General features: G+C 71.2%; 17 protein-coding genes. 10 read left to right on the top strand and 7 right to left on the bottom strand.

What is annotated here, in order from left to right:
* The first annotated feature begins 185 nt into the window (after nucleotides 1–185).
* Nucleotides 186–989: an ATP-grasp domain-containing protein gene (locus tag ACMXN5_RS06465; RefSeq protein ID WP_439677962.1), complete on the top strand. Its 804-nt coding sequence runs from the start codon at nucleotides 186–188 to the stop codon at nucleotides 987–989.
* Nucleotides 990–1,027: 38 nt separating this feature from the next.
* Here ACMXN5_RS06465 and ACMXN5_RS06460 read toward each other — a convergent pair whose 3' ends face one another.
* Complete coding sequence (locus ACMXN5_RS06460; RefSeq protein WP_439674428.1) at nucleotides 1,028–1,534, bottom strand: hypothetical protein; 507 nt, start codon at nucleotides 1,532–1,534, stop codon at nucleotides 1,028–1,030.
* Nucleotides 1,535–1,784: 250 nt separating this feature from the next.
* Between ACMXN5_RS06460 and ACMXN5_RS06455 the strand changes: the two genes are divergently transcribed.
* The 7 genes from ACMXN5_RS06455 (at nucleotide 1,785) to ACMXN5_RS06425 (ending at nucleotide 9,881) form a co-directional block, all read left to right on the top strand.
* Entirely contained in the window at nucleotides 1,785–2,720 is a 936-nt protein-coding gene (locus tag ACMXN5_RS06455; protein WP_439674427.1) for a helix-turn-helix domain-containing protein, read from the top strand.
* Nucleotides 2,721–2,731: 11 nt separating this feature from the next.
* On the top strand, nucleotides 2,732–2,920 hold the full coding sequence (locus tag ACMXN5_RS06450; protein ID WP_439674426.1) for a DUF397 domain-containing protein: 189 nt from the start codon (nucleotides 2,732–2,734) through the stop codon (nucleotides 2,918–2,920).
* 176 nt (nucleotides 2,921–3,096) lie between these two features.
* Nucleotides 3,097–5,616, top strand: a complete 2,520-nt coding sequence (valS, locus tag ACMXN5_RS06445) for a valine--tRNA ligase (protein WP_439674425.1) — start codon at nucleotides 3,097–3,099, stop codon at nucleotides 5,614–5,616.
* 82 nt (nucleotides 5,617–5,698) lie between these two features.
* Nucleotides 5,699–6,649, top strand: coding sequence for a DUF7065 domain-containing protein (locus ACMXN5_RS06440; RefSeq protein ID WP_439674424.1), 951 nt, complete (start codon nucleotides 5,699–5,701; stop codon nucleotides 6,647–6,649).
* A gap of 212 nt (nucleotides 6,650–6,861) precedes the next feature.
* Nucleotides 6,862–7,800 (top strand): heme/hemin ABC transporter substrate-binding protein, encoded by a 939-nt coding sequence (locus ACMXN5_RS06435; RefSeq protein WP_439674423.1) that lies wholly within the window; start codon nucleotides 6,862–6,864, stop codon nucleotides 7,798–7,800.
* 186 nt (nucleotides 7,801–7,986) lie between these two features.
* Complete coding sequence (locus ACMXN5_RS06430) at nucleotides 7,987–9,057, top strand: FecCD family ABC transporter permease (protein WP_439677961.1); 1,071 nt, start codon at nucleotides 7,987–7,989, stop codon at nucleotides 9,055–9,057.
* Nucleotides 9,057–9,881, top strand: coding sequence for a heme ABC transporter ATP-binding protein (locus tag ACMXN5_RS06425; protein ID WP_439674422.1), 825 nt, complete (start codon nucleotides 9,057–9,059; stop codon nucleotides 9,879–9,881). The genes ACMXN5_RS06430 and ACMXN5_RS06425 overlap by 1 nt, the downstream gene beginning before the upstream one ends.
* A gap of 49 nt (nucleotides 9,882–9,930) precedes the next feature.
* On the opposite strand, the gene ACMXN5_RS06420 is transcribed toward ACMXN5_RS06425, so the two are convergent.
* Both ACMXN5_RS06420 and ACMXN5_RS06415 read right to left on the bottom strand, forming a co-directional pair.
* Complete coding sequence (locus ACMXN5_RS06420) at nucleotides 9,931–10,851, bottom strand: alpha/beta hydrolase (protein WP_439674421.1); 921 nt, start codon at nucleotides 10,849–10,851, stop codon at nucleotides 9,931–9,933.
* Between the two features lie 105 nt (nucleotides 10,852–10,956).
* Nucleotides 10,957–12,162 (bottom strand): FAD-dependent monooxygenase, encoded by a 1,206-nt coding sequence (locus ACMXN5_RS06415; RefSeq protein WP_439674420.1) that lies wholly within the window; start codon nucleotides 12,160–12,162, stop codon nucleotides 10,957–10,959.
* 160 nt (nucleotides 12,163–12,322) lie between these two features.
* On the opposite strand from ACMXN5_RS06415, the gene ACMXN5_RS06410 reads away from it, so the two are divergent.
* Nucleotides 12,323–12,985, top strand: a complete 663-nt coding sequence (locus ACMXN5_RS06410) for a TetR/AcrR family transcriptional regulator (RefSeq protein WP_439674419.1) — start codon at nucleotides 12,323–12,325, stop codon at nucleotides 12,983–12,985.
* Nucleotides 12,986–13,119: 134 nt separating this feature from the next.
* Entirely contained in the window at nucleotides 13,120–14,652 is a 1,533-nt protein-coding gene (locus ACMXN5_RS06405; protein WP_439677960.1) for an APC family permease, read from the top strand.
* Between the two features lie 76 nt (nucleotides 14,653–14,728).
* Here ACMXN5_RS06405 and ACMXN5_RS06400 read toward each other — a convergent pair whose 3' ends face one another.
* The 4 genes from ACMXN5_RS06400 to ACMXN5_RS06385 form a co-directional block, all read right to left on the bottom strand.
* Nucleotides 14,729–15,328 carry a hypothetical protein gene (locus ACMXN5_RS06400; protein WP_395785960.1) on the bottom strand — a complete coding sequence of 200 codons (600 nt, stop codon included), beginning with the start codon at nucleotides 15,326–15,328 and terminating at the stop codon, nucleotides 14,729–14,731.
* Between the two features lie 78 nt (nucleotides 15,329–15,406).
* Nucleotides 15,407–16,954, bottom strand: coding sequence for an AMP-binding protein (locus ACMXN5_RS06395; RefSeq protein WP_439674418.1), 1,548 nt, complete (start codon nucleotides 16,952–16,954; stop codon nucleotides 15,407–15,409).
* A gap of 128 nt (nucleotides 16,955–17,082) precedes the next feature.
* Nucleotides 17,083–18,363, bottom strand: coding sequence for an alpha/beta hydrolase (locus tag ACMXN5_RS06390; RefSeq protein ID WP_439674417.1), 1,281 nt, complete (start codon nucleotides 18,361–18,363; stop codon nucleotides 17,083–17,085).
* Between the two features lie 189 nt (nucleotides 18,364–18,552).
* Nucleotides 18,553–19,767, bottom strand: coding sequence for an acyl-CoA dehydrogenase family protein (locus ACMXN5_RS06385; RefSeq protein WP_439674416.1), 1,215 nt, complete (start codon nucleotides 19,765–19,767; stop codon nucleotides 18,553–18,555).
* Nucleotides 19,768–19,769 lie beyond the last annotated feature (2 nt).

The raw sequence follows: 19,769 nt of genomic DNA, 5'->3' as shown, positions 1-19,769 counted from the left end.
CGAGCACTGCGGGCACTCCTCACGCACCACTGAACCGGCCGCTGCACGCAGGAGGGCGGATACAACCGGGCTTTCGGGCGTCGCGACGTGGTTGCGAGGGCGGTTGGCGGACCCGAACCGGCTCCCGCACTGCGCGAACCGCCGGTCCGCACCGGCTGGAGTAACGTGCGCACGTGTCCTCGATCATGCCCGGCACCCTCGCGCTCTCCGCTCAATCCACCACCACGGCCGAACTGTTGGCCGAAGCTGCCGTGGGGCGTGGGATGGCGGTTGCCGTGCTTGCCGGGCCTCGGCCCGAGCTGCGGGGTGTTGCGGCCTACTACGGCGGGCCCCGGTTCGCCGACACCGTTGCCGCGTCGTTGGATGTGGCGCTTCTGGAGCCCGCGGACGGCTGGTTGACCGCGTTGCCGGAGCGGTGGACTCGGCGGGGGATCGCCGCGACGACGATGGGTGAGGCGCGGCGGTTGCGGGTGCCCGCGTTCGTGAAGCCGCCCAGTGACAAGTCGTTCGAGGCGGCCGTGTACACGGACGGCACCCGGCTGCCCGCCGGTGTTCCGGACGCCACGCCGGTGCTGGTCGCCGAGATCCGGACCTTCGTCGTCGAGTACCGGCTGTTCGTGCTGGACGGCGTCCCGCACACGGGTTCGCGCTATGCGACCTTCGGCCGGCTCGACCCGATGCCGCTGACCGACGATCCCAGGTCCGGGGAAGTGTTCGCCTTCGCCCGCGACCTGCTCGCCGAGCACGGCGCGGGGTTGCCGAGCGCGGTGGTCCTGGACGTCGGCCTGGCCGGCACCGCGGACAGCGCGGAGGAGCACTGGGTGGTGGTCGAGCCCAACATGGCCTGGTTCAGCAACATCTACGCCGCCGACCCGGCCCGCTGCCTGGACGTGATCGTGGCCGCGGCCGGCCCCCGCACCGCACTGCGCCCGACCGACACCCGCTTCGCCCGAGCACGACACGACACGCCGCGCGCACCCACCGGCTGAACCACCCCCACCTCCCTGCCGATTCGGTACCCGCGCGCCTACGCCCCACCGGAGGCGCAGCAGGCCCTCGGTGTATCGGCCTCGGCGGTCAGGTAGGCGTCGGCCAAGGTGGTGACGCAGGTCAGGTTCGTGCCCAGGCCGGGGCGGACGATCCAGGTCATCGACGAGCCCGGGTACGGGCGCGGCCCCGGGAGGGTGAGGCAGCCGCCGTGGCCCACGTAGTGGTAGCGGGTGCCCTCCGCCGGACCGACCGCGCCCTGCCATGCCTCCGCGCTGCCCGGTCCGACCAGGTACGCCCACTTGCCCGCGTGCTCCTCGGCGATCACCGTCCCCACGGGAGCGCCCGTCGCGACCAGTAGCGCCAGCACCGCCCGGCCCAGATCGGCCCGCATCACCACCGCGTCGAACAGCCGGCCGGTGTCCGCCGCGCGGCGTGCGCCCGGATTGGTCAGCCAGGTGTACCGCGTGTCGCGCGGATCGCGGGTGGCGGCACTTATCCACGCGATCCCGGCCTGATTGACGCCGGCGTCTTGCTCCCGCAGCACGATTCCTCGCCTCCCAAGGTTCGGGACACCGGCGCGGCCCCGGGCGCGACCGGACCCTCACGAGCCCCTCGGCGTGTGCTCGACGGGTCGCTGTAAGTAGCGTCCTCGGTACGGGCATCAAGTGCAAGTCAAACAAGTCACCCAACTTGCATCGTGTCGGATATGAGTAGCATGACGCCCACTCCTCGGGGCGAACTCCCGGAATCACCCAGAAAAGCCATGAATATCGCGCAAAGCCACAGGAGGAACCATGGGCGCCGAGCAGTACCCGACGGTGCGCAGGCGCGTCCTGGGTGCCAACCTGCGTCGGCTGCGCGAGGATTGCGCGCTGCTCCTGGAGGACGTGGCCGACGCCCTCTCCTGCCATCCCGCCAAGGTGAGCCGGATCGAGTCCGGCCGCAGCGGCATCCGGGCGCTCGACCTCAAGGCGCTGCTCGATCTGTACGAGGTGGCCGACCCGGCCGCGCGCGAGGGCTGGTTGGCGCTGGCGCGGGAGGGTCGGCGGCAGCGTTGGTGGCGCGACCTCGCCGACCGACTCCCGCAGGACTTCCTCGACCTGATCGGCCTGGAGGCCGAGGTCGCCTCCTGTCTGGGCTTCCAACCCAGCATCATCCCGGGGCTGTTCCAGACCGAGGCGTACGCGACCGCCGTCATCCGCGGCGGTACCGTGGGACCGCTCGACGAACAGTGCCGGACCCGGGTCCGGGTGCGGCTGGATCGGCAGCGCGTGCTGACCCGCGAAGAGCCCGCGCCGATGCGGGTGTTGATGGTCATCGGCGAGGCCGCGCTGCGCCAGGAGATAGGCGGCCGGGGGGTGTTGCGCGAGCAACTCCTGCGCTTGATCGAAATTGCCCAACTTTCGAACGTGACCGTGCAGGTACTACCCTTTTCGGCAGGCGCCTATCCGGGCGGCCCCACGCCGTTCTCGATCTACGGGTTCCCTCCCCCCTCGGGGATGGAAGTGGTTTCGCTGGAGAACTTCACCAGCCACGCCTACCTGGAAAGAGCCCAGGACACCGCTCACTACGGCAAGGTTTTCGCGGACTTGCGGGGAATCGCGCTGAGTCCCATCGAGTCCGAGGCCTTCATCGCGTCCAGTGCCAAGGAACTCGCAGGCCGATCGTCCTGCGCACCGACCACCTCGCGGTTCCCGAGCGAGCAGCCGCGTAGTCGAGTAACCGAGTAGGAAGAATGCCGATGCCTGAGAACTCACCCCGTTGGGTCAAGAGCAGCTACAGCATGCAGAACGGCGACTGCACCGAGATCCGTCCCCACCCGGACGGCCGCACCGACGTACGCGACAGCAAGGATCCGGCGATCGGGCCGCTGACCCTCGCCCAAAAGCCCTGGGCCGCGTTCGTCGCCGCACTGCGCACCGACGCCTGACCGCTCCACCCGCCCGACCGGCCCCGGCGAACGCCCGACCCCCCGATGGGCGTTCGCCGGGCCCGCCCCACCCCACCCGCCGCGACCCGCCCCCACGAAACGAACAATCGGTTAGAGCCCCGCCCCCTCGCCCGGTACGCTCCGGGGGCATGGTTCCCGCCTCTGGTTCCCCCCGCATGCCCGACAAGCCCACCCTCGACGGGCTGGAAGCGAAATGGTCGCGCGTCTGGGACGAGACGGGCGTATACCGCTTCGATCGCACCCGGACCCGCGACGAGGTCTACTCGATCGACACCCCGCCCCCGACCGTCAGCGGATCGCTGCACGTGGGCCACGTCTTCTCGTACACGCACACCGACGCCATCGCGCGCTACCGCCGCATGTGCGGGCGCGAGGTCTTCTACCCGATGGGCTGGGACGACAACGGCCTGCCCACCGAGCGGCGGGTGCAGAACCACTTCGGCGTGCGCTGCGACCCGGCGCTGCCGTACGACCCCGACTTCGTGCCGCCCGCGCAGCCGGCGAAGCGCCAGATCCCGGTCTCCCGACGCAACTTCATCGAACTGTGCGAGGAACTCACCCGGCAGGACGAGCGCGCGTTCGAGGAGTTGTGGCGACTCCTCGGGTTGTCCGTCGACTGGTCGATGACGTACCAGACCATCGACGCCGTCTCGCGCACCGCGTCGCAGCGGGCCTTCCTGCGCAACCTGGCGCGCGGCGAGGCGTATCCGGCCGAGGCGCCCACCCTGTGGGACGTCACCTTCCGCACCGCCGTCGCGCAGGCCGAACTGGAGGACCGGGAGCGGCCCGGCGCCTACCACCGCCTGACCTTCCGCGCCCCGACCGGCGACGCGCTGGAGATCGCCACCACCCGGCCGGAGTTGCTGCCGGCGTGTGTGGCCCTGGTCGCGCACCCCGACGACACCCGCTATACCCACCTGTTCGGCTCGTGCGCCCGCACCCCGCTGTTCGGCGTCGCCGTGCCGGTGTACGCCCATCCGCTGGCCGATCCGGAGAAGGGCTCCGGACTGGCCATGGTGTGCACGTTCGGCGACACCACCGACGTCACGTGGTGGCGCGAACTGCGCCTGGAGACCCGGCCCGTGCTCGACTGGGACGGCAGGTTCCGGGCCGAGCCGCCGGCCGGGATCGAACGGCTCGAGGGGATCGAGGCGTACGCCCGTCTCGCCGGCGCCACCGTGTTCACCGCGCGCGAGCGGATCGTGGCGATGTTGCGCGAGAGCGGCGACCTGGTCGGCGAGCCGGAGCCGATCACGCACGCGGTCAAGTTCTACGAGAAGGGCGACAAGCCGCTCGAGATCGTCACCACCCGGCAGTGGTACCTGCGCAACGGCGGACGCGACGCCGACCTGCGCGGCCGACTGCTGGCCCGGGGCGCCGAGTTGGCCTGGCATCCCGCGCACATGAAGGTCCGCTACGACAACTGGGTCGACGGCCTCAACGGCGACTGGCTGATCAGCCGGCAGCGCTTCTTCGGCGTGCCCGTGCCGCTGTGGTACCCGTTGGACGAGGCCGGCCTGCCGCTCCACGACAAGCCGCTGTCGCCCGCCGAGGCCGACCTGCCGATCGACCCGTACACCGACGTGCCGCCGGGATATACCGAGCAACAGCGCGGCGAGCCGGGCGGGTTCGTCGGCGACCCGGATGTGATGGACACCTGGGCGACATCCTCGCTGACCCCGCAGATCGCGGGCGGCTGGTGTCGGGACGAGGACCTGTTCGCCCGGGTCTTCCCGATGGACCTGCGGCCGCAGGCGCACGAGATCATCCGTACCTGGCTGTTCTCCTCCGTGGTGCGCGCCGACGCGGAGAACGACAGCCTGCCGTTCGCGCACGCGGCGATCTCCGGATGGATCCTGGACCCGGACCGCAAGAAGATGTCCAAGTCCAAGGGCAACGTGGTCACCCCGGTCGACCTGCTCGCGCAGCACGGCTCCGACGCGGTGCGCTACTGGGCGGCGAACGGCCGGCCCGGCGTGGACACCGCGTTCGACGTCGGGCAGATGAAGGTCGGCCGGCGGCTGGCGATCAAGCTGCTCAACGTGGGCCGCTTCGTGTTGTCGATCGGCGCGGCCGAGGCCCCCGAGGCGGTGACCGAACCGCTCGACCTGGCGCTGCTCGCCGAGTTGGCGGAGGTGGCCCGGGCGGCGGGGGAGGCGTTCGAGGACTACGACTACGCACGGGCGCTGGAGCGGACCGAGCGCTTCTTCTGGTACTTCTGCGACGACTACGTCGAGTTGGTCAAGGCCCGCGCGTACGGCGAGGCCGGCGCCGAGGCGGGCGCCGCCTCGGCCCGGGCCGCGCTGGCGGGCACACTGTCCGTGCTGACGCGGCTGCTCGCGCCGGTGTTGCCGTTCGCCACCGAAGAGGTGTGGTCCTGGTGGCAGGAGGGCTCGGTACACCGGGCGGCCTGGCCCGCCCCGGCCGCACCGCCGGCGGCCGACCGGGCCCTGCTCGGCGTCGCGTCCGGCCTGATCGCCGAGGTGCGCCGGGCCAAGTCCGCCGCCCAAGTGTCGATGCGCGCCGAGGTGGCCGCGCTGACCGTCACCGGCGACGCCGACGAACTGGCCCGGATCACCCCGATCGAGACCGACCTGCGCGCGGCCGGCCACATCGCCCGGATCGACCGGGTGCCGGGGAGCGGGCCGCTGACGGCGGAGGTCGTGCTCCAGTAGCACCAGGCCTCAGGTCGCATCCGGCCTCAAGTGGCACCCAACATTCATTGACTCGGCCAAGTACCCGTAGTACCCGTTGGCCATGACCACTCACCACCCCGACGACAGGTTCCACCCGCCGACCGACGACGACCCGTACTGGTCGGAGACCTCCTGGTTCACCTTCACCGTGCCGCACAAGCGGTTGTCCGGGCAGTTGTACCCGTTCTTCCGGGCGAACCAGGGGGTCGCGGCGGGCGGCGCGTACTTCTGGGACGACAGCGGACAGCACCCGCACGACGCGGTCTACGCCAAGAACTTCTGGCATCTGCCGATCCCCGACCAGGACCTGACCGACCTGCGCCTGCCGAACGGCTTCCGGGTGCGCTGCGTGGAGCCGCAGCGGGTGTACGAGGTCGGCTACGACGATCCCGACGGCGGCGACGAGATCCACGTCGACCTCACCTTCACCGGCCTGTTGCCGCCGCACTACCTGGGCGAGAAGCACCTCGACCAGCCCGGCCGCTACACGGGCACGGTGGTGCTGCGCGGCGAGGAGATCCCGGTCGACTCCTACGGCTTCCGGGACCGTTCGTGGGGTCCGCGATCCCAGTTCGGCCCCGGTCTGATGCAATCGCCCGCCCGGCGCGGCGGATACAGCTATGCGACCGCCTCCGAACACGACGCCTTCCACAGCATCACCATGGACTTCGGCCAGGGGTGCGTGTCGATCCACGGCTATCTGCTGCGCGACGGCACCTGGGCGAAGCTGGCCCGGGGCTGCCGCGAGGTGGTCGAGCGGGACGACGCCACCGGCTGGGCAACCCGGGTGGTACTGACCGGCGTCGACACGCTCGGTCGCGAACTGCGCGCCGAGGGGCGGCTGTACAACCGCCTCGGCTTCTTCCTGAACCCGAATCTGTTCACCGTCAACGGCCTCACCGAGTGGACCTTCGACGGCGTCACCGCGTGGGGCGAGGACCACGAGAACTTCTCCGCGGCCGAGATCCGCCGACACAGCCGGGACTGGCGCGCCCGCCGCTCGGCCGGGTGAGCGGCGGGGCGATCGGCCGGGTGACCGGCGGGCGAATCGTGTGCGGGTCGGCGGGTTCGTGTGACGTTGTCCACCCGACACGGGCTTGAGTTAGGCAAGCCTTACCTTTAAATTGCCGGATGAAGGAAGGCAAGGCTTGCCTGACTTCGCCGGCTCCGGGTCGGCCCACCCCGTGCACGAAAGGCCGCCGGATGCGTCTGCGCCGAACAAGCTTGAAGCTGGCCGCGGCCGTCCTCGCCATCACCGCGTTCGCCACGGCGTGCGGCGACGACGACCAGAAGTCCGACGCCAAGACCGCCAAGGGCGACCAGGCCGCCGCCGCGCTGCCCGCCACCGTGGACACCACGATGGGCAAGGTCACCGTCAAGGACGCGAGCCGCATCGTGCCGCTCGGCGGCGACATCGCGCAGACCGTCTACGCCCTCGGCCTGGCCTCGAACGTGGTCGGCGTGGACACCTCCGGCGCGGTCCTGCCGGAGAGCAAGGGCAAGCCCACCTTCGGCAATTCGCGCAGCCTCAGCCCGGAGGGCATCCTCGCCCAACGGCCCACCGTCGCGATCGGCAGCGCCTCGGTCGGCCCGCGCAGCGCGGTCGACCAGCTCAAGGCGGCCGGCGTACCGATCGTGCTGGTCCCGGACAGCGGCAAGCCCGAGGACGCGATCACCCGGATCACCACCATCGCCACCGCCCTCGGCGTGCCCGACAGGGGCAAGGTGCTGGCCGACCGCACCGCCGGCGAGATTGCCGGCGCCAGGGCCAAGGGCGCACAGGCCGCCGGCAAGCCGCGTGTGGCGTTCCTCTACATCCGCGGGCAGGCCAACCTGTACCAGATCGGCGGCAAGGGCCTGGGTCCCGACAGCATGATCAGCGCCGCCGGCGGCATCGACACCGGTACCGAACTGGGCGTACAGATGTCCGCCGCGCTCACCCCGGAAGCGATGGTCGCGGCCAAGCCCGACGTCATTCTCGTCTTCCAGAAGGGCCTCGAGTCGGTTGGCGGCATCGACGGCGTGCTCAAGCTGCCCGGCGTGGCGCAGACCCCGGCCGGCCAGAACCGCAAGGTCGTCGCGATGGACGACCTGGAACTGGGCGGCGGCGGCCCGACCGCGGGCGTCGCGCTGAACAAGCTCGTCGACCTCCTGCATGGCTAGGCCCGGTCCGATCCGCCGGATCGGGCCCGGGGCCGGCCGGCCCGAGGTCCACGCCCCCCGGGCGTCGGACGGGCCCGTCCCGCCCGTCCGACGCCCGAGGACCTACGACGCGAAGACCCAGGGGAGCCCGTGGCCACGGTGACGGAGCGTCAAGAACCCACGGGCGAGCCGAACCAACCCCCACCCGTGGTCGAACTCGGCACGCCCACCGCCCCGGTGCCGGCCGCGCCGCGCCGGCACGGCCGTTGGCTGATGCCCACCCTCGTACTGCTCCTGCTGGCCACGAGCATCGTCTCGGCCGGCATGGGCGCCTTCGAGATCCCCTCCGACCAGGTGCTCTACTCGGCGCTGCGCCACCTGGGCCTGGACGTCGGCCACGTGTCCGAGGCCAACGAGGCCGTGCTCTGGAACATCCGCTTCCCGCGCATCGTGCTCGGCATCATGGTCGGCGCCTGCCTGGGCTGCGCCGGAGCCGCGATGCAGGGCGTGTTCGGCAACCCGCTGGCCGAACCCGGCGTGATCGGGGTCTCCTCCGGCGCGGCGCTCGGCGCGGTCGGCGCGATCGTGCTGGGCGTGTCCACCTTCGGATCCTGGACGGTGACCGCGTTCGCCTTCATCGGCGGCCTGCTCACCACCCTCTTCGTCTACCTGCTCTCCCGCTCCGACGGCCGCACCGAAGTGGTCACCCTGGTGCTCACCGGCATCGCGATCAACGCCCTCGCGGGCGCCGCGATCGGCCTGTTCACCTTCGTCGCCGACGACGCCGAACTGCGCAGCATCACCTTCTGGAACCTGGGCAGCGTCGGCGGCGCGAGCTGGAAGATCATCGGCGCGCTGGCCCCCTTCGCGGCGATCGGCCTGCTGATCCTGCCCCGGTACGCCCGCGCGCTCGACATCATGGCCCTCGGCGAACGCGGCGCCCGGCACCTGGGCGTGGACACCGAACGGGTACGCGTCGTGGTGGTCGTGCTGAGCGCGACCCTGGTCGGCGCGGCCGTCGCCGCGGCCGGCGTGATCACCTTCGTCGGCCTGGTCGTACCGCACATCATCCGCCTGATCTCCGGCCCCCGACACCGACTGCTGCTGCCCGCGAGCGCGGTCCTGGGCGCGCTGGTCACCGTCGCCGCCGACCTGGCGGCGCGCACCGTCGCGATGCCCAAGGAGGTCCCGCTCGGCGTGCTCACCGCGCTGATCGGCGCCCCGTTCTTCCTGTGGTTGTTGCGCCGGACCCGTTCCCGGCAAGGAGGTTGGGCCTGATGAGACTGCTCGCCCGGAGCCGGTCGGCGATCGACCGGAGCACCCCCGAGATCGGCACGGTCGGCGTCGAGGCCGAGGACGTCACCTTCGCCGTCGGCGGTCGCAACCTGGTCGACGGCGTCTCGCTGACCGTGCGCCACGGCGAGATCGTCGCGGTCCTGGGACCCAACGGCGCCGGCAAGTCCACCCTGCTCGGCCTGCTCACCGGCGACCTGACCCCGCACCACGGCACGGTGCGCATCGCCGGCCGCCCGGTGCCCGACTACGCGCAGCGGGAACTGGCGCTGCGCCGAGGGGTGTTGCCGCAGAGTGTGACGCTGTCCTTCCCGTTCACCGTGGACGAGGTGGTCCGGATGGGCCGCGCGCCGCACGCGGGGCTGCCGAGCGAGGAGTCCGAGGACACGATCGTGGCCCGCTGCCTCGCGCAGACCGACGTGGCGCACCTGGCCGACCGGACCTACCCGTCGTTGTCCGGCGGCGAGCGGGCCCGGGTCTCGCTGGCCCGGGTGCTGGCGCAGGGCGCGCCCGTGCTGTTCCTCGACGAACCCACCGCCGCGCTCGACCTCAGGCACACCGAGGACGTCCTGCGCCTGGCCCGCACCCGGGCCCGGCTCGGCGACGCGGTGGTGATCGTGCTGCACGACCTCAACCTCGCCGCCGCCTACGCGGACCGGATCGCGCTGCTCGCGGGCGGACGGCTGGTCGCGTGCGGTGTGCCGGACGAGGTGTGCACCGCACCGGTGCTCTCCGACCTGTACGGCCACCCGGTCGAGGTGCTGCGCCGACCCGGCACGGACGAACTGCTGATCCTGCCGTCCCGCTGAGCGGCGCGACCGGGCGCCGTCCGCCGCAGGCGCCCGCGCCGCCGTCCGGTCAGGGGTGCAACGCCCGGTGCAGCGCGGCGAACGAGCCCGTCGCGCACTCCTCGCAGCGCGGGACCAGGTCCACGAAACTCATGAACCCGTGCACCATGTCGTCGAACGACTCGCACTCGACGGCGTTGCCCGCCGCCCGCAACCGCTCGGCGTAGTCGGCGCCTTCGTCGCGCAGCGGATCGTGACCCGCGATCACCACATGCGCGGGAGCCAGGCCGGACAGGTCCTCGATGGTGCCGATCCGGGCGTACGGACCGAGGTCGGCCGGCTTCCGGCCGCCGAAGTAGTGGCCGAGGAACCACGCGATCGAGGCCGCGGTGAGCAGCGGCGCGTCGGCGTTCTCGACCTGCGACGCGGTGCCCTCGATGCCGGTCGTCGGATACCACAGCATCTGCAACGCCGGTTGCGGAAGCCCGTGTTCGCGGGCCAGGAGGCACACGGTCGCGGACAGCGTGGCACCCGCGCTGTCCCCGGCGAGGGCGATCCGGGTGGGATCGGCGCCCAGTTCGCCGGCGTGATCCAGCAGCCACCGGTACGCGGCGAACGCGTCCTCGGTCGCGGCGGGGAAGGGGAATTCGGGGGCGAGCCGGTAATCCAGGGACACCACCACGCAGTTCGCGTGCCGGGCGATCCGCCGGGCCAACGCGTCGTGGCTGTCCAGGCCGCCGATCACGAAGCCGCCGCCGTGGAAGAACAGGGTCACCGGCAGCCCGGGCTCCTCCGACGGCCGGTACACCCGCGCCGGCCGCGCGTCGACGGCGCCGGGGACGGTGCGATCCTCGACCCGCGCCAACTCGGTCAGTACCGGCAGCAGCGCGACCCCGGCGTCGATGCCGGCCCGCGCGGTCGCCGCGTCCCCCACGAACAGGTCGTCCGGCAGGACCCCCAACAACTCCACCAACTGCGGATCGATGGTCACCGTGCCCCCTCCGTCGAGCCCCCATACCGGCCGGTACGGAATGTACGACGCATGCCCCGAAGGCGGAACCCACATCGGTACCGCACTCGGGCCGCCCGGCCCGGATCATGCCTCGGCCCGGGTCGACGCGTCGGCCCCCGTCGGCGGACGCCAGGCGAGCACCGGGTCCAGCGGGCGCAACGCCGCGTCCGGCGCGACCCGGCCGGCCACCCGCAGGAGCGTGTCGCGCACCGCGACCGCGCCGCGTCCGTGCCACTGCGCCATCGCCCCGATCCGACGCGACTTGCGGACCACCGCCGAGGTACGGGCCACCCGGCGCCGGCTGTATCCCGGCAGCGCGTCGACCACCCCGGCCGCGGTCGCCCCGGAGAGCACGTCGGCCAGCTCGATCGCGTCCTCCAGCGCCTGGTTGCCGCCCTGGCCCAGGTTCGGCGTCATCGCGTGCGCGGCGTCGCCGATCAGCACGACCCGCCCCCGGTGGTGGGCCGGCAGCGGTGTGGCCATCTCGTGCACGTCCAGATGCAGGATGCGCTCGGCCGGCGCGGCGGCGATCAGGTCGCCGACGGGTGCGTGGAAGTCCCGGTACAGCCGCAGCAGTTCGGCCCGTTCCCCGGCCGCGTCGCCGTGCGTGGTGCCGGCCGGCCGGTTCGCCGTCGCGTACCAGTACACCCGCCCGTCGGCCAGCGGCATCGCCCCGAAGACCAGTCCGCGTCCCCAGGTCTCGCCCGGTGTGATGTCCATGGCCGGGACGATCGCCCGCCACGTGGTGAACCCGGCGTAGCGCGGACCGGGGTGCTCGGGGAACACCGCCTGCCGGATCGGCGACCGGATCCCGTCGGCGGCGACCACCAGGTCGGCGGTCAGCGTCTCGTCCGCGGTGGTCACCGTCGCGCGCCGATCCGCGTCCCCCGGGGTCACCGTGAGCACGGTCGTCCCGGTCCGCAGCGCGTCGGACGGCAGCCCCGCGAGCAGCACCCGCATCAACTCGGCCCGCTCCGCGAGCACCATCGGCTCGCCGAACCGCGCGGTGAACGCCTCCCCGCTGGTCGGCGAGAGCACCCGCCCGTCCGGCCGGCGCAACGTCGCGGTGCCCCGGATCGCGGCCAGCGCGCGCAGCGGCACACCCGCGTCGATGGTGTCCAGGGCGCGCAGCCCGTTCGGCGCGATCGCGATCGCGGCGCCGATCGGCTCCAGCGTGGCGGAGCGCTCCAGGACGACCACGGACCACCCCTTCCGGTGCAGCGCGGTGGCGGCGGCGAGCCCGCCGGGGCCGGCGCCGACGACGATCGCTTCGGGCTTGGTGACGGACATGGTTTCCCCCGATGTCGGTGGGTGTCGACGGCGTCGACTGCCTGGTGCCCACTACAGGTGTAGAGGGCATGGCCACGACTCTACACCTGTAGTGGCCCGAATCTCTACACCTGTAGCGGGTCGATCTCTACAGCTGTAGCGAAATCGCTAGGCTGCACCCGTGACCACCGCCAAGCGCAGCCCCGACCGCCCCGACCGCCTCCTGCTGATCGGCGACACCGCGATCCGCCTGCTCGTCGAGCGCGGCATGCGCGGGCTGACCCATCGCGCCGTCGACGAGGCCGCCGGGCTGCCGGCCGGGTCCACCTCCTACTACGCGCGCACGCGCGTCGCGCTCCTGGAGGTGGCGTTGGCCCGGATGACCGTCCTGGAGGCAGGGGAGTTCGCCCCCGCGCTGGCCGCCGGCGACCTGCCGCCCGCGCTGCCGCGCGACGTGGACGGGGTCGCCGACATGGCCGCCACGATCGTGAGCGAGGCCATCCGTGAAGGGCGCGCGCAGAAGATCGCCCGCTACGAACTGGCCCTGGAGGCGACCCGGCGCCCCGAGTTGCGCGGGATGTACGACAGCGCAGGGGTCGCGTTCCGGGAGGCGGCCGTCGCGATGGTGGCCGCGCTCGGCTCGCCCGAACCCGCGCGGCACGGCCGATTCCTGGTCGCGTGGTGCGAGGGGGTGATGTTCGACGCGATCGCCGGCTCGGGTTGGGCCACACCCCCCTCCCGCGCCGACATCCGCACCGGAATCGCCGAACTGCTGGCCGGGATGCTCGGCGACACCGCCCGCCGGCACCGCCCGACAGCTCCACCCGAAAGCCCCAACGAGTGACATGAACGACTCGTGCGATCGTTCCCGGCCCCTTTGGTCAAAAGTCGTTTCATCCTGACTTAGTCTGTTCACTTGTGAGTCATGAGCACGTGCGCCAAAGGGGCGATAAGCACCAGCACCAGCACCAGCACCACCTGGTAGGGGAGTCGCACTACCTGCCGGAGTCCGATCTCCAGGACAAGGGGCTGAGCAGAAATTCCATCGGCCTGCTGGGCAGCGTGGTCGTCGCCATCTCCACGGTGGCGCCGGTGTACACGCTCACCGGCGCGCTCGGGCCCACGGTCAACCAGGTCGGCACCCACATGCCGGCGATCTTCCTGGTCGGCTTCGTGCCGATGTTGCTCGTCGCCTTCGCGTACCGCGAACTCAGCAAGGCCGTTCCGGACGCCGGCACGTCCTTCACCTGGACGGTCAAGGCGTTCGGCCCGCGCGTGGGTTGGATGTGCGGCTGGGGCCTGGTGATGGCCACCATCATCGTGCTGTCCAACCTGGCCGGCATCGGTACGTCGTTCTTCTACCTCGCGCTCGGCGAGGCGTTCGACAGCGACCGGATCCGCGACCTGGACGACAACAAGCTCGTCCACGTGCCCACCTGTCTGGCCTTCATCGCCATCGCCACCGCGATCAGCTACCGCGGCATGACGGTGACCAAGCGGGTCCAATACGTGCTCGTGGCGCTCCAACTCGCGGTGCTCGCCCTGTTCGTCGTGATGGCCATCGGCAAGGCCGGTGCGGGCGACGTGCCCACCTCGATCCCGTTCTCCTTCGACTGGTTCAACCCGTTCAGCATCGGCAGCTTCGCCGCGCTGACCGCGGGCCTGTCGTTGTCGATCTTCATGTATTGGGGTTGGGACACCGCGCTGAGCATCAACGAGGAGACCGCCGGCGGGCCCAAGGTGCCGGGTCGGGCCGCGATCATCTCGGTGTTGTGCATCGTGGTGGCCTATCTGATGACGGGCGTCGCCACGCTGATGTACGCGGGCACCGGGACCACGGGACTGGGCCTGAACAACGACGAGGACGACAACATCTTCGCGAAACTGGCCGATCCGGTCATGGGTTCGGGGCTCGGTGTGCTGATGTTCGTCGCGGTGCTGGCCAGTTCGGTGGCCAGCCTCCAGACCACCTTCATCCCGGTCGCCCGCACACTGCTGTCGATGAGCACCTACCAGGCGGTGCCCAAGGTGTTCTCGCGGGTGCATCCCCGGTACAGGACACCGGGGTTCGCCACCATCACCGCGGGTGTCGCGACCGGCGCGTTCTACACGGTCATGACGATCCTGTCGGAGAACGTGCTCACCGACACGATCTACGCGCTCGGCCTGATGATCTGCTTCTACTACTCGCTGACCGCGTTCTCCTGCGTGTGGTACTTCCGCAAGGACCTGTCCCGCAGCGTGCGCGAAGCGATGGTCAAGGGCGTCATGCCGGCCCTGGGCGGACTGATGCTGGGCGCGATCTTCGTCAAGACGCTGGTCGACGTGGCCGACCCGAACTACGGCGACGGCAACCGGGTCCTGGGCGTGGGCAGCGTGTTCATCATCGGCGTGGGCCTGCTGGTGCTGGGCGTGGTGCTGATGGAGATCCGCCGGATCGAGAGCCCGGCGTTCTTCCGGGGCGAGGTGCTCAAGCGGGACACGCCCGTCCTGGTGCCGGACGGGGACTGAGCGCACGCGGCGGACCAGGCACGACCGGCCCGCCGCCGGCCGGGTCGCTGGGGGACCCGGCCGGCGACGGAACGATTCAGCGGTTCTGGATGGCGTCCATGGCCACCGCGACGCAGATCGCCAGTCGGCGATCCATCGTCGGGTCGGGGAGCGAGACCAGGTACTGGTCGCGCAGCTTCATCTGCCGCTCGACGGTCAGCACCGGCCGGCCGCCCTCGTCGACGAAGTCGAAGTGGTAGGTCGGAGCCGGCAACCAGTCCCCGACCACCGGTATGAGACCCCACAGGCGGCGCAGGATCGCCCCGAAGAGGCTGCGCTCCTGCCCCGTCGCCCGGGGAGCGTCCGGACGCTCCAGGTGCCACGTGGAACGCAGCAGCGACTTCTTGAAGTCCTTGGCGAACATGCCGAGGTTGCTGCCCTCGACACCGGTCACGTCGTGCTGGGACCGGATGTCGAGTATCTGGCGCGCCTTGAACCGGGCGAGTTCGGTGGTCTTGGTGTCGTCCGTGTAGAGGATCACCTCTTCCTTGAGCTTGCCGCGCTTTTGCTGCGCGAAGGCGATCACCGGTCCGTGCTTGCCGTCCGGGCCGACCAGGTGCACCACGTATTGGTTCACGATCGGGCGGAAGTTCTGCCGGATGATCAGCTGTGTCTCGTTCTGGAACGGCATGGTCATGACGTGCGCGATCCCCCCGGGGATTCATTGGATTCGCAGGCACGGGGGCCTTGGGCCGCACAACCTACCGGTGTTCCCTCACGAGCGCTCGTACTCCTCGACCAGTAGGCGTTTGTACAGCTTCCCGGTCGGGTGGCGCGGGAGCGTGGGACGGAAGTCGACGGAGCGCGGGCACTTGAAGTGGGCCAGTCGGGCGCGGCAGTACGCGATCAGTTCCTCGGCCAACTCCGGTCCGGGCACGGCGCCTTCGGCCGGCTGGACGACCGCCTTGACCTGCTCGCCCAGGTCTGCGTCGGGCACGCCGAACACCGCGACGTCGGCGATCGCGGGGTGCAGGGCGAGCAGGTTCTCCACCTCCTGCGGGTAGATGTTCACCCCGCCGCTGATGATCAGGTGCGATTGACGATCCGTCAGGTACAGGAAACCGTCCGCGTCCAGGTGTCCGATGTCGCCGAGGGTGGTCCAGCCCCGGCCGCCGGGATCGCGGCCGGCCTCGGTCTTGGCCGGATCCTCGTGGTAGGAGAACCGCGGCCCGTCGGCGAAGTAGACCACGCCGTCCTCGCCCACCGGCAGTTCGCGGCCCTGCTCGTCGCACACGTGCGGCGTGCCCAGGATCGCCCGCCCCACCGTGCCGCGATGGGTCAGCCACTCCTCGGGCGTGCAGGCGACGTAGCCGTTGGCCTCTGTGCCCGCGTAGTACTCGCACAACACCGGCCCCCACCACTCCAGCATGCGTTCCTTGACCTCGGGCGGACACGGCGCCGACGCGTGCACCGCGTAGCGCAACGACGACAGGTCATGGCGATCGCGCACCTCGGCGGGCAGTTTGAGCATGCGCACGAACATGGTCGGCACCCACTGACTGTGCGTCACCCGGTATCGCTCGATCGCCGCGAGCGCGGCCTCGGCGTCGAAGCGCTCCAGCACCACCACGGTGTGCCCGCCCCGGAGGAACTGCATGCAGTAGCGCAGCGGGGCCGCGTGATACAGCGGCGCCGGGCACAGGTAGACGTCGCCGCCGGCGCCCGAGGTGTCCATCCCGTACAGCGCGCCGAGCAGCTGATAGAGCGTCACGGCCGGTCCGCTGCCCAGCGGATGGTCCTCGCGGCGGGGCAGCACGCCCTTGGGCCGGCCGGTGGTGCCGGAGGAGTAGAGCATGTCGGCGCCTTCGAGTTCGACGGCGATCGGCGTGCTCGGGTACGGCCGCACCGCCTCCTCGTACGCCTCGAACCCGGCTCTCGCGCCGTCGAGCATCAGCCAACGCTCGACCCGGGGCGCCCGTTCCCGGACGGCGCCCGCGAGTTCGCCGACGCCGGCCGAACAGACGAATACGCGGGCGCCGCAATTGTCGACCACGTAGGCGAGTTCGTCCGGGTGCAGGCGCACGCTCACCGGCGTGTAGATCAGTCCGGAGCGCTGTGCGGCCCAGGTGATCGCGAGATAGAGGGGATGGTTCTCCAGGGCGATGGCCAGATGGTCCCCGGGGCGCAGCCCCGCGTCGTACATCAGGTGGGCGAAACGATTGGATTCGGCGTCCAACTCGGCGTAGGTGACGACCCGGCCGGAGCCGGCCAGGATCACGGCGGGGCGGTCGGGGTGCGCGGCGGCGATGACACCGGGATGCATGGGCGATCCTCGTCTCGGTGCGGCGGTCCACCGCCCGGGCGGGCGACGGGCTGCTGAGCTTCCGTTCGGATGGCGCCGCAGAAGTCTCGCACCGTACGCAGCCGCGTTGAAGGACCGGCGGCCACCGCTCAATGCAGCGGGCGTCCGCCCGTGAAGGCCGGTCCGCGTACCTCGCCCTGCTGTGCGGTGGCCGCCGCGAGTTCGCGCCCCAGCCACTCGAACGCGGCGGGCAGCCCCCTGGCCCAGGTGCCGAAGTTGTGCCCGCCGGACGACTCGATCTGTACCTTCACCGTGTCCGTGGGCCGGAACTTGCGGGCGAACTCCCGGGCCTCGCGCACCGTCTTGCCCTCGCCCTTGGCCGCGAACAGATACATGCGCACCGGCGCCCGCCGAGGGTTGTCGATGGTGTACTGCGGGCTGTTGGCCCGGCGCAGCCCCTCGTCGCCCCTGTACAGATCGCCCGTGGTCATGTCGGTGATCGCCTTGAAGTAGCCGGACAGGCTGGCCGCCGCGGTGTAGCGGTCGGGGTGGCGCAGGGCCAGGTTCGCCGAGCAGAAGCCGCCGGTCGAGTAGCCGAGCAGCCCCCAGCCCGCCGGCGCGGGCGCGGTGCGGAAGTTGGCCGTTATCGCGTCGGGCACGTCCTGGCCGAGGTAGGTGTCGGCGCGGGCGCCGCCGGGCGCGTCCACACACTCGCTGTCGCGGCCCTCGATCGGGTTCTGCGCCGCGATCACCACGATCGCCGGCGGCATCCGCCCCGACTCCATCAGGCCGGCCAGCATCTGGTGCACCTTCATCCGGCGCAGCCAGGTGTCCGGGGTGCCGGGGAAACCCGAGGTCAGCTGGATCACCGGGAAGCGGGTCCGGGCGTTGTCCGGGGTGAAGTAGGCGGCCGGCAGGTAGACGAAGGTGTTCAGTTTGTAGCCGGTGCGCGGGCCCTGGATGCTGGTGTTGACCAGCACGCCGTGCTTGGGGTCGGCGCCGCGCCGCGGCGGATGCGGCCGGCGCGGCTGGTCGGTCAGCGGGGGTTTGGTGACCATGAACGGCAGGCCCTTGCCGTCGTCGTCGGAGAACGGCACGGCCGGCTTGGGATCGAGGTGCTTGACCTTCACCGTGGACACCGACACGTCCGGTACGGACGGCCCGTCGGCGATGTGCATCAGGTCCGACAGCGTCGAGTAGAAGTACATCTGGGCGTTGACCGCGGCCAGGATGGTGAAGGTCACCATGAGCTGGGTGAACAACAGCGTGCAGATCCGGCGGGTGCGCTGCAGCGTCGGGCGGTTCCAGAACCAGACGGTGGCGAAGGCGGTACCGGCGGTGGCGACCGCCATGCCTATGACGAACCACACACTCGTGATGTCCACGTCCCAGAAGGGCCGTCCCGCCAGCACTTGATCCAACGCTCCCACTGCCTTCTCCGCCGAGCCCGACCGGTGGCGCCGGTCCCGGACGACGCCCCGCACGGTCGCGCCGGGAGCGGTGCAGCCTCTGTCTATTTTGTGCCCGACGGGGTGCCGGCGCGTCGATCCCGGGTCCCGTGCCGAGTCATTCACAAGTCGCACGCGAGTGCGCCGACTCCTCCGGCCGCCGATCGGGGATCAGTACGAACGTGGCAATCCCAGTGTGTGCCGCGCCACATGATTGAGGATCATCTCCCGGCTCACCGGCGCGATCCGCAACGTGCGGGCCATCGCCCACAGGGGGATCAGCCCGTAGTCGCGGCTCATCCCGTTGCCGCCGTGGGTCTGGATCGCCGCGTCGACGGCGTGTACGGCCGCCTCGGCGGCGGCGTACTTGGCCATGTTGGCGGCCTCCCCCGCGGCCTTGACCCGCGCCTCGCCCGCGTCGTGCAACCGGGCCGCGCGGTAGGTCATCAGCGCGGCCAACTCGACCTCGATGGCGGCCTGGGCGAGCGGGTGGGCGATCGCCTGGTGGGTGCCGATCGGGCGATCCCACACCTCGCGGGTCCGGGCGTAGTCGGCCGCGCGGGCGAGGGCGTATCTCGCGATGCCCACGCCCAGTGCCGCCCCGGTCACCCGCTCGGGGTTGAGGCCGTGGAAGACCTGGCGCAGCCCGTCGCCCTCGGTGCCGATCAGCCGGTCGGCGGACAGCGGGACGTCGTCGAAGAAGAGGGTGAACTGGCGTTCCGGGGCCGCCCCTTCGACCGCCAGTGGGGTCGCGGTCAGCCTCGGGTCCGCGGTGTCGACCAGGAACAGCGAGAGCCGGCCGTGCCCGGATCCCGGGTCGGTGCCGGTGCGGGCCACCACGAGTACCGCGTCGGCCTCGTCGACTCCGGAGATGAACTGCTTGGTGCCACGCAGCAACCAACCGTCACCGTCGCGGCGGGCCGTGGTGGACAGTCGATGGGTGTTGGAACCGGCCTCCGGCTCGGTGATCGCGAACACGATCTTGCGGGTGCCGGCGGCCAGGCCCGGCAACCACGCGGCCTGTTGCCCGGCGGTGCCGAAGCGGGTCAGCACCTCGCCGGCGATCGCCCCGGACACCAGGAGCAGCAGCAGCGGGCAGCCGTGCGCGGCGACCTCCTCGCAGACGATGGTCAGCTCGACCAGGCCACCACCGCCGCCGCCGTACTCCTCGGGCAGGTTGACACCGATGTAGCCGTGCCGGCCCAATTCCCGCCACAGCTCGGTGGTGGGGCGGCGCTCGCGGCTGTGCTCGGCGAAGTAGCCGGGGCCGAATCCGTCGGTGATGGCGCCCACGGCGGCGCGCAGGGCCCGGTGTTCGTCGCTCTCGTCGATGCTCGGGTCGAAGCCTTCGTCGCGGGATTCGTCGTGGGTTTCGGCAAAGCGCATGG

This window comes from Embleya australiensis (assembly GCF_051903075.1).
Classification (GTDB): domain Bacteria; phylum Actinomycetota; class Actinomycetes; order Streptomycetales; family Streptomycetaceae; genus Embleya.
This window is presented reverse-complemented; position numbering and strand designations above follow the sequence as displayed.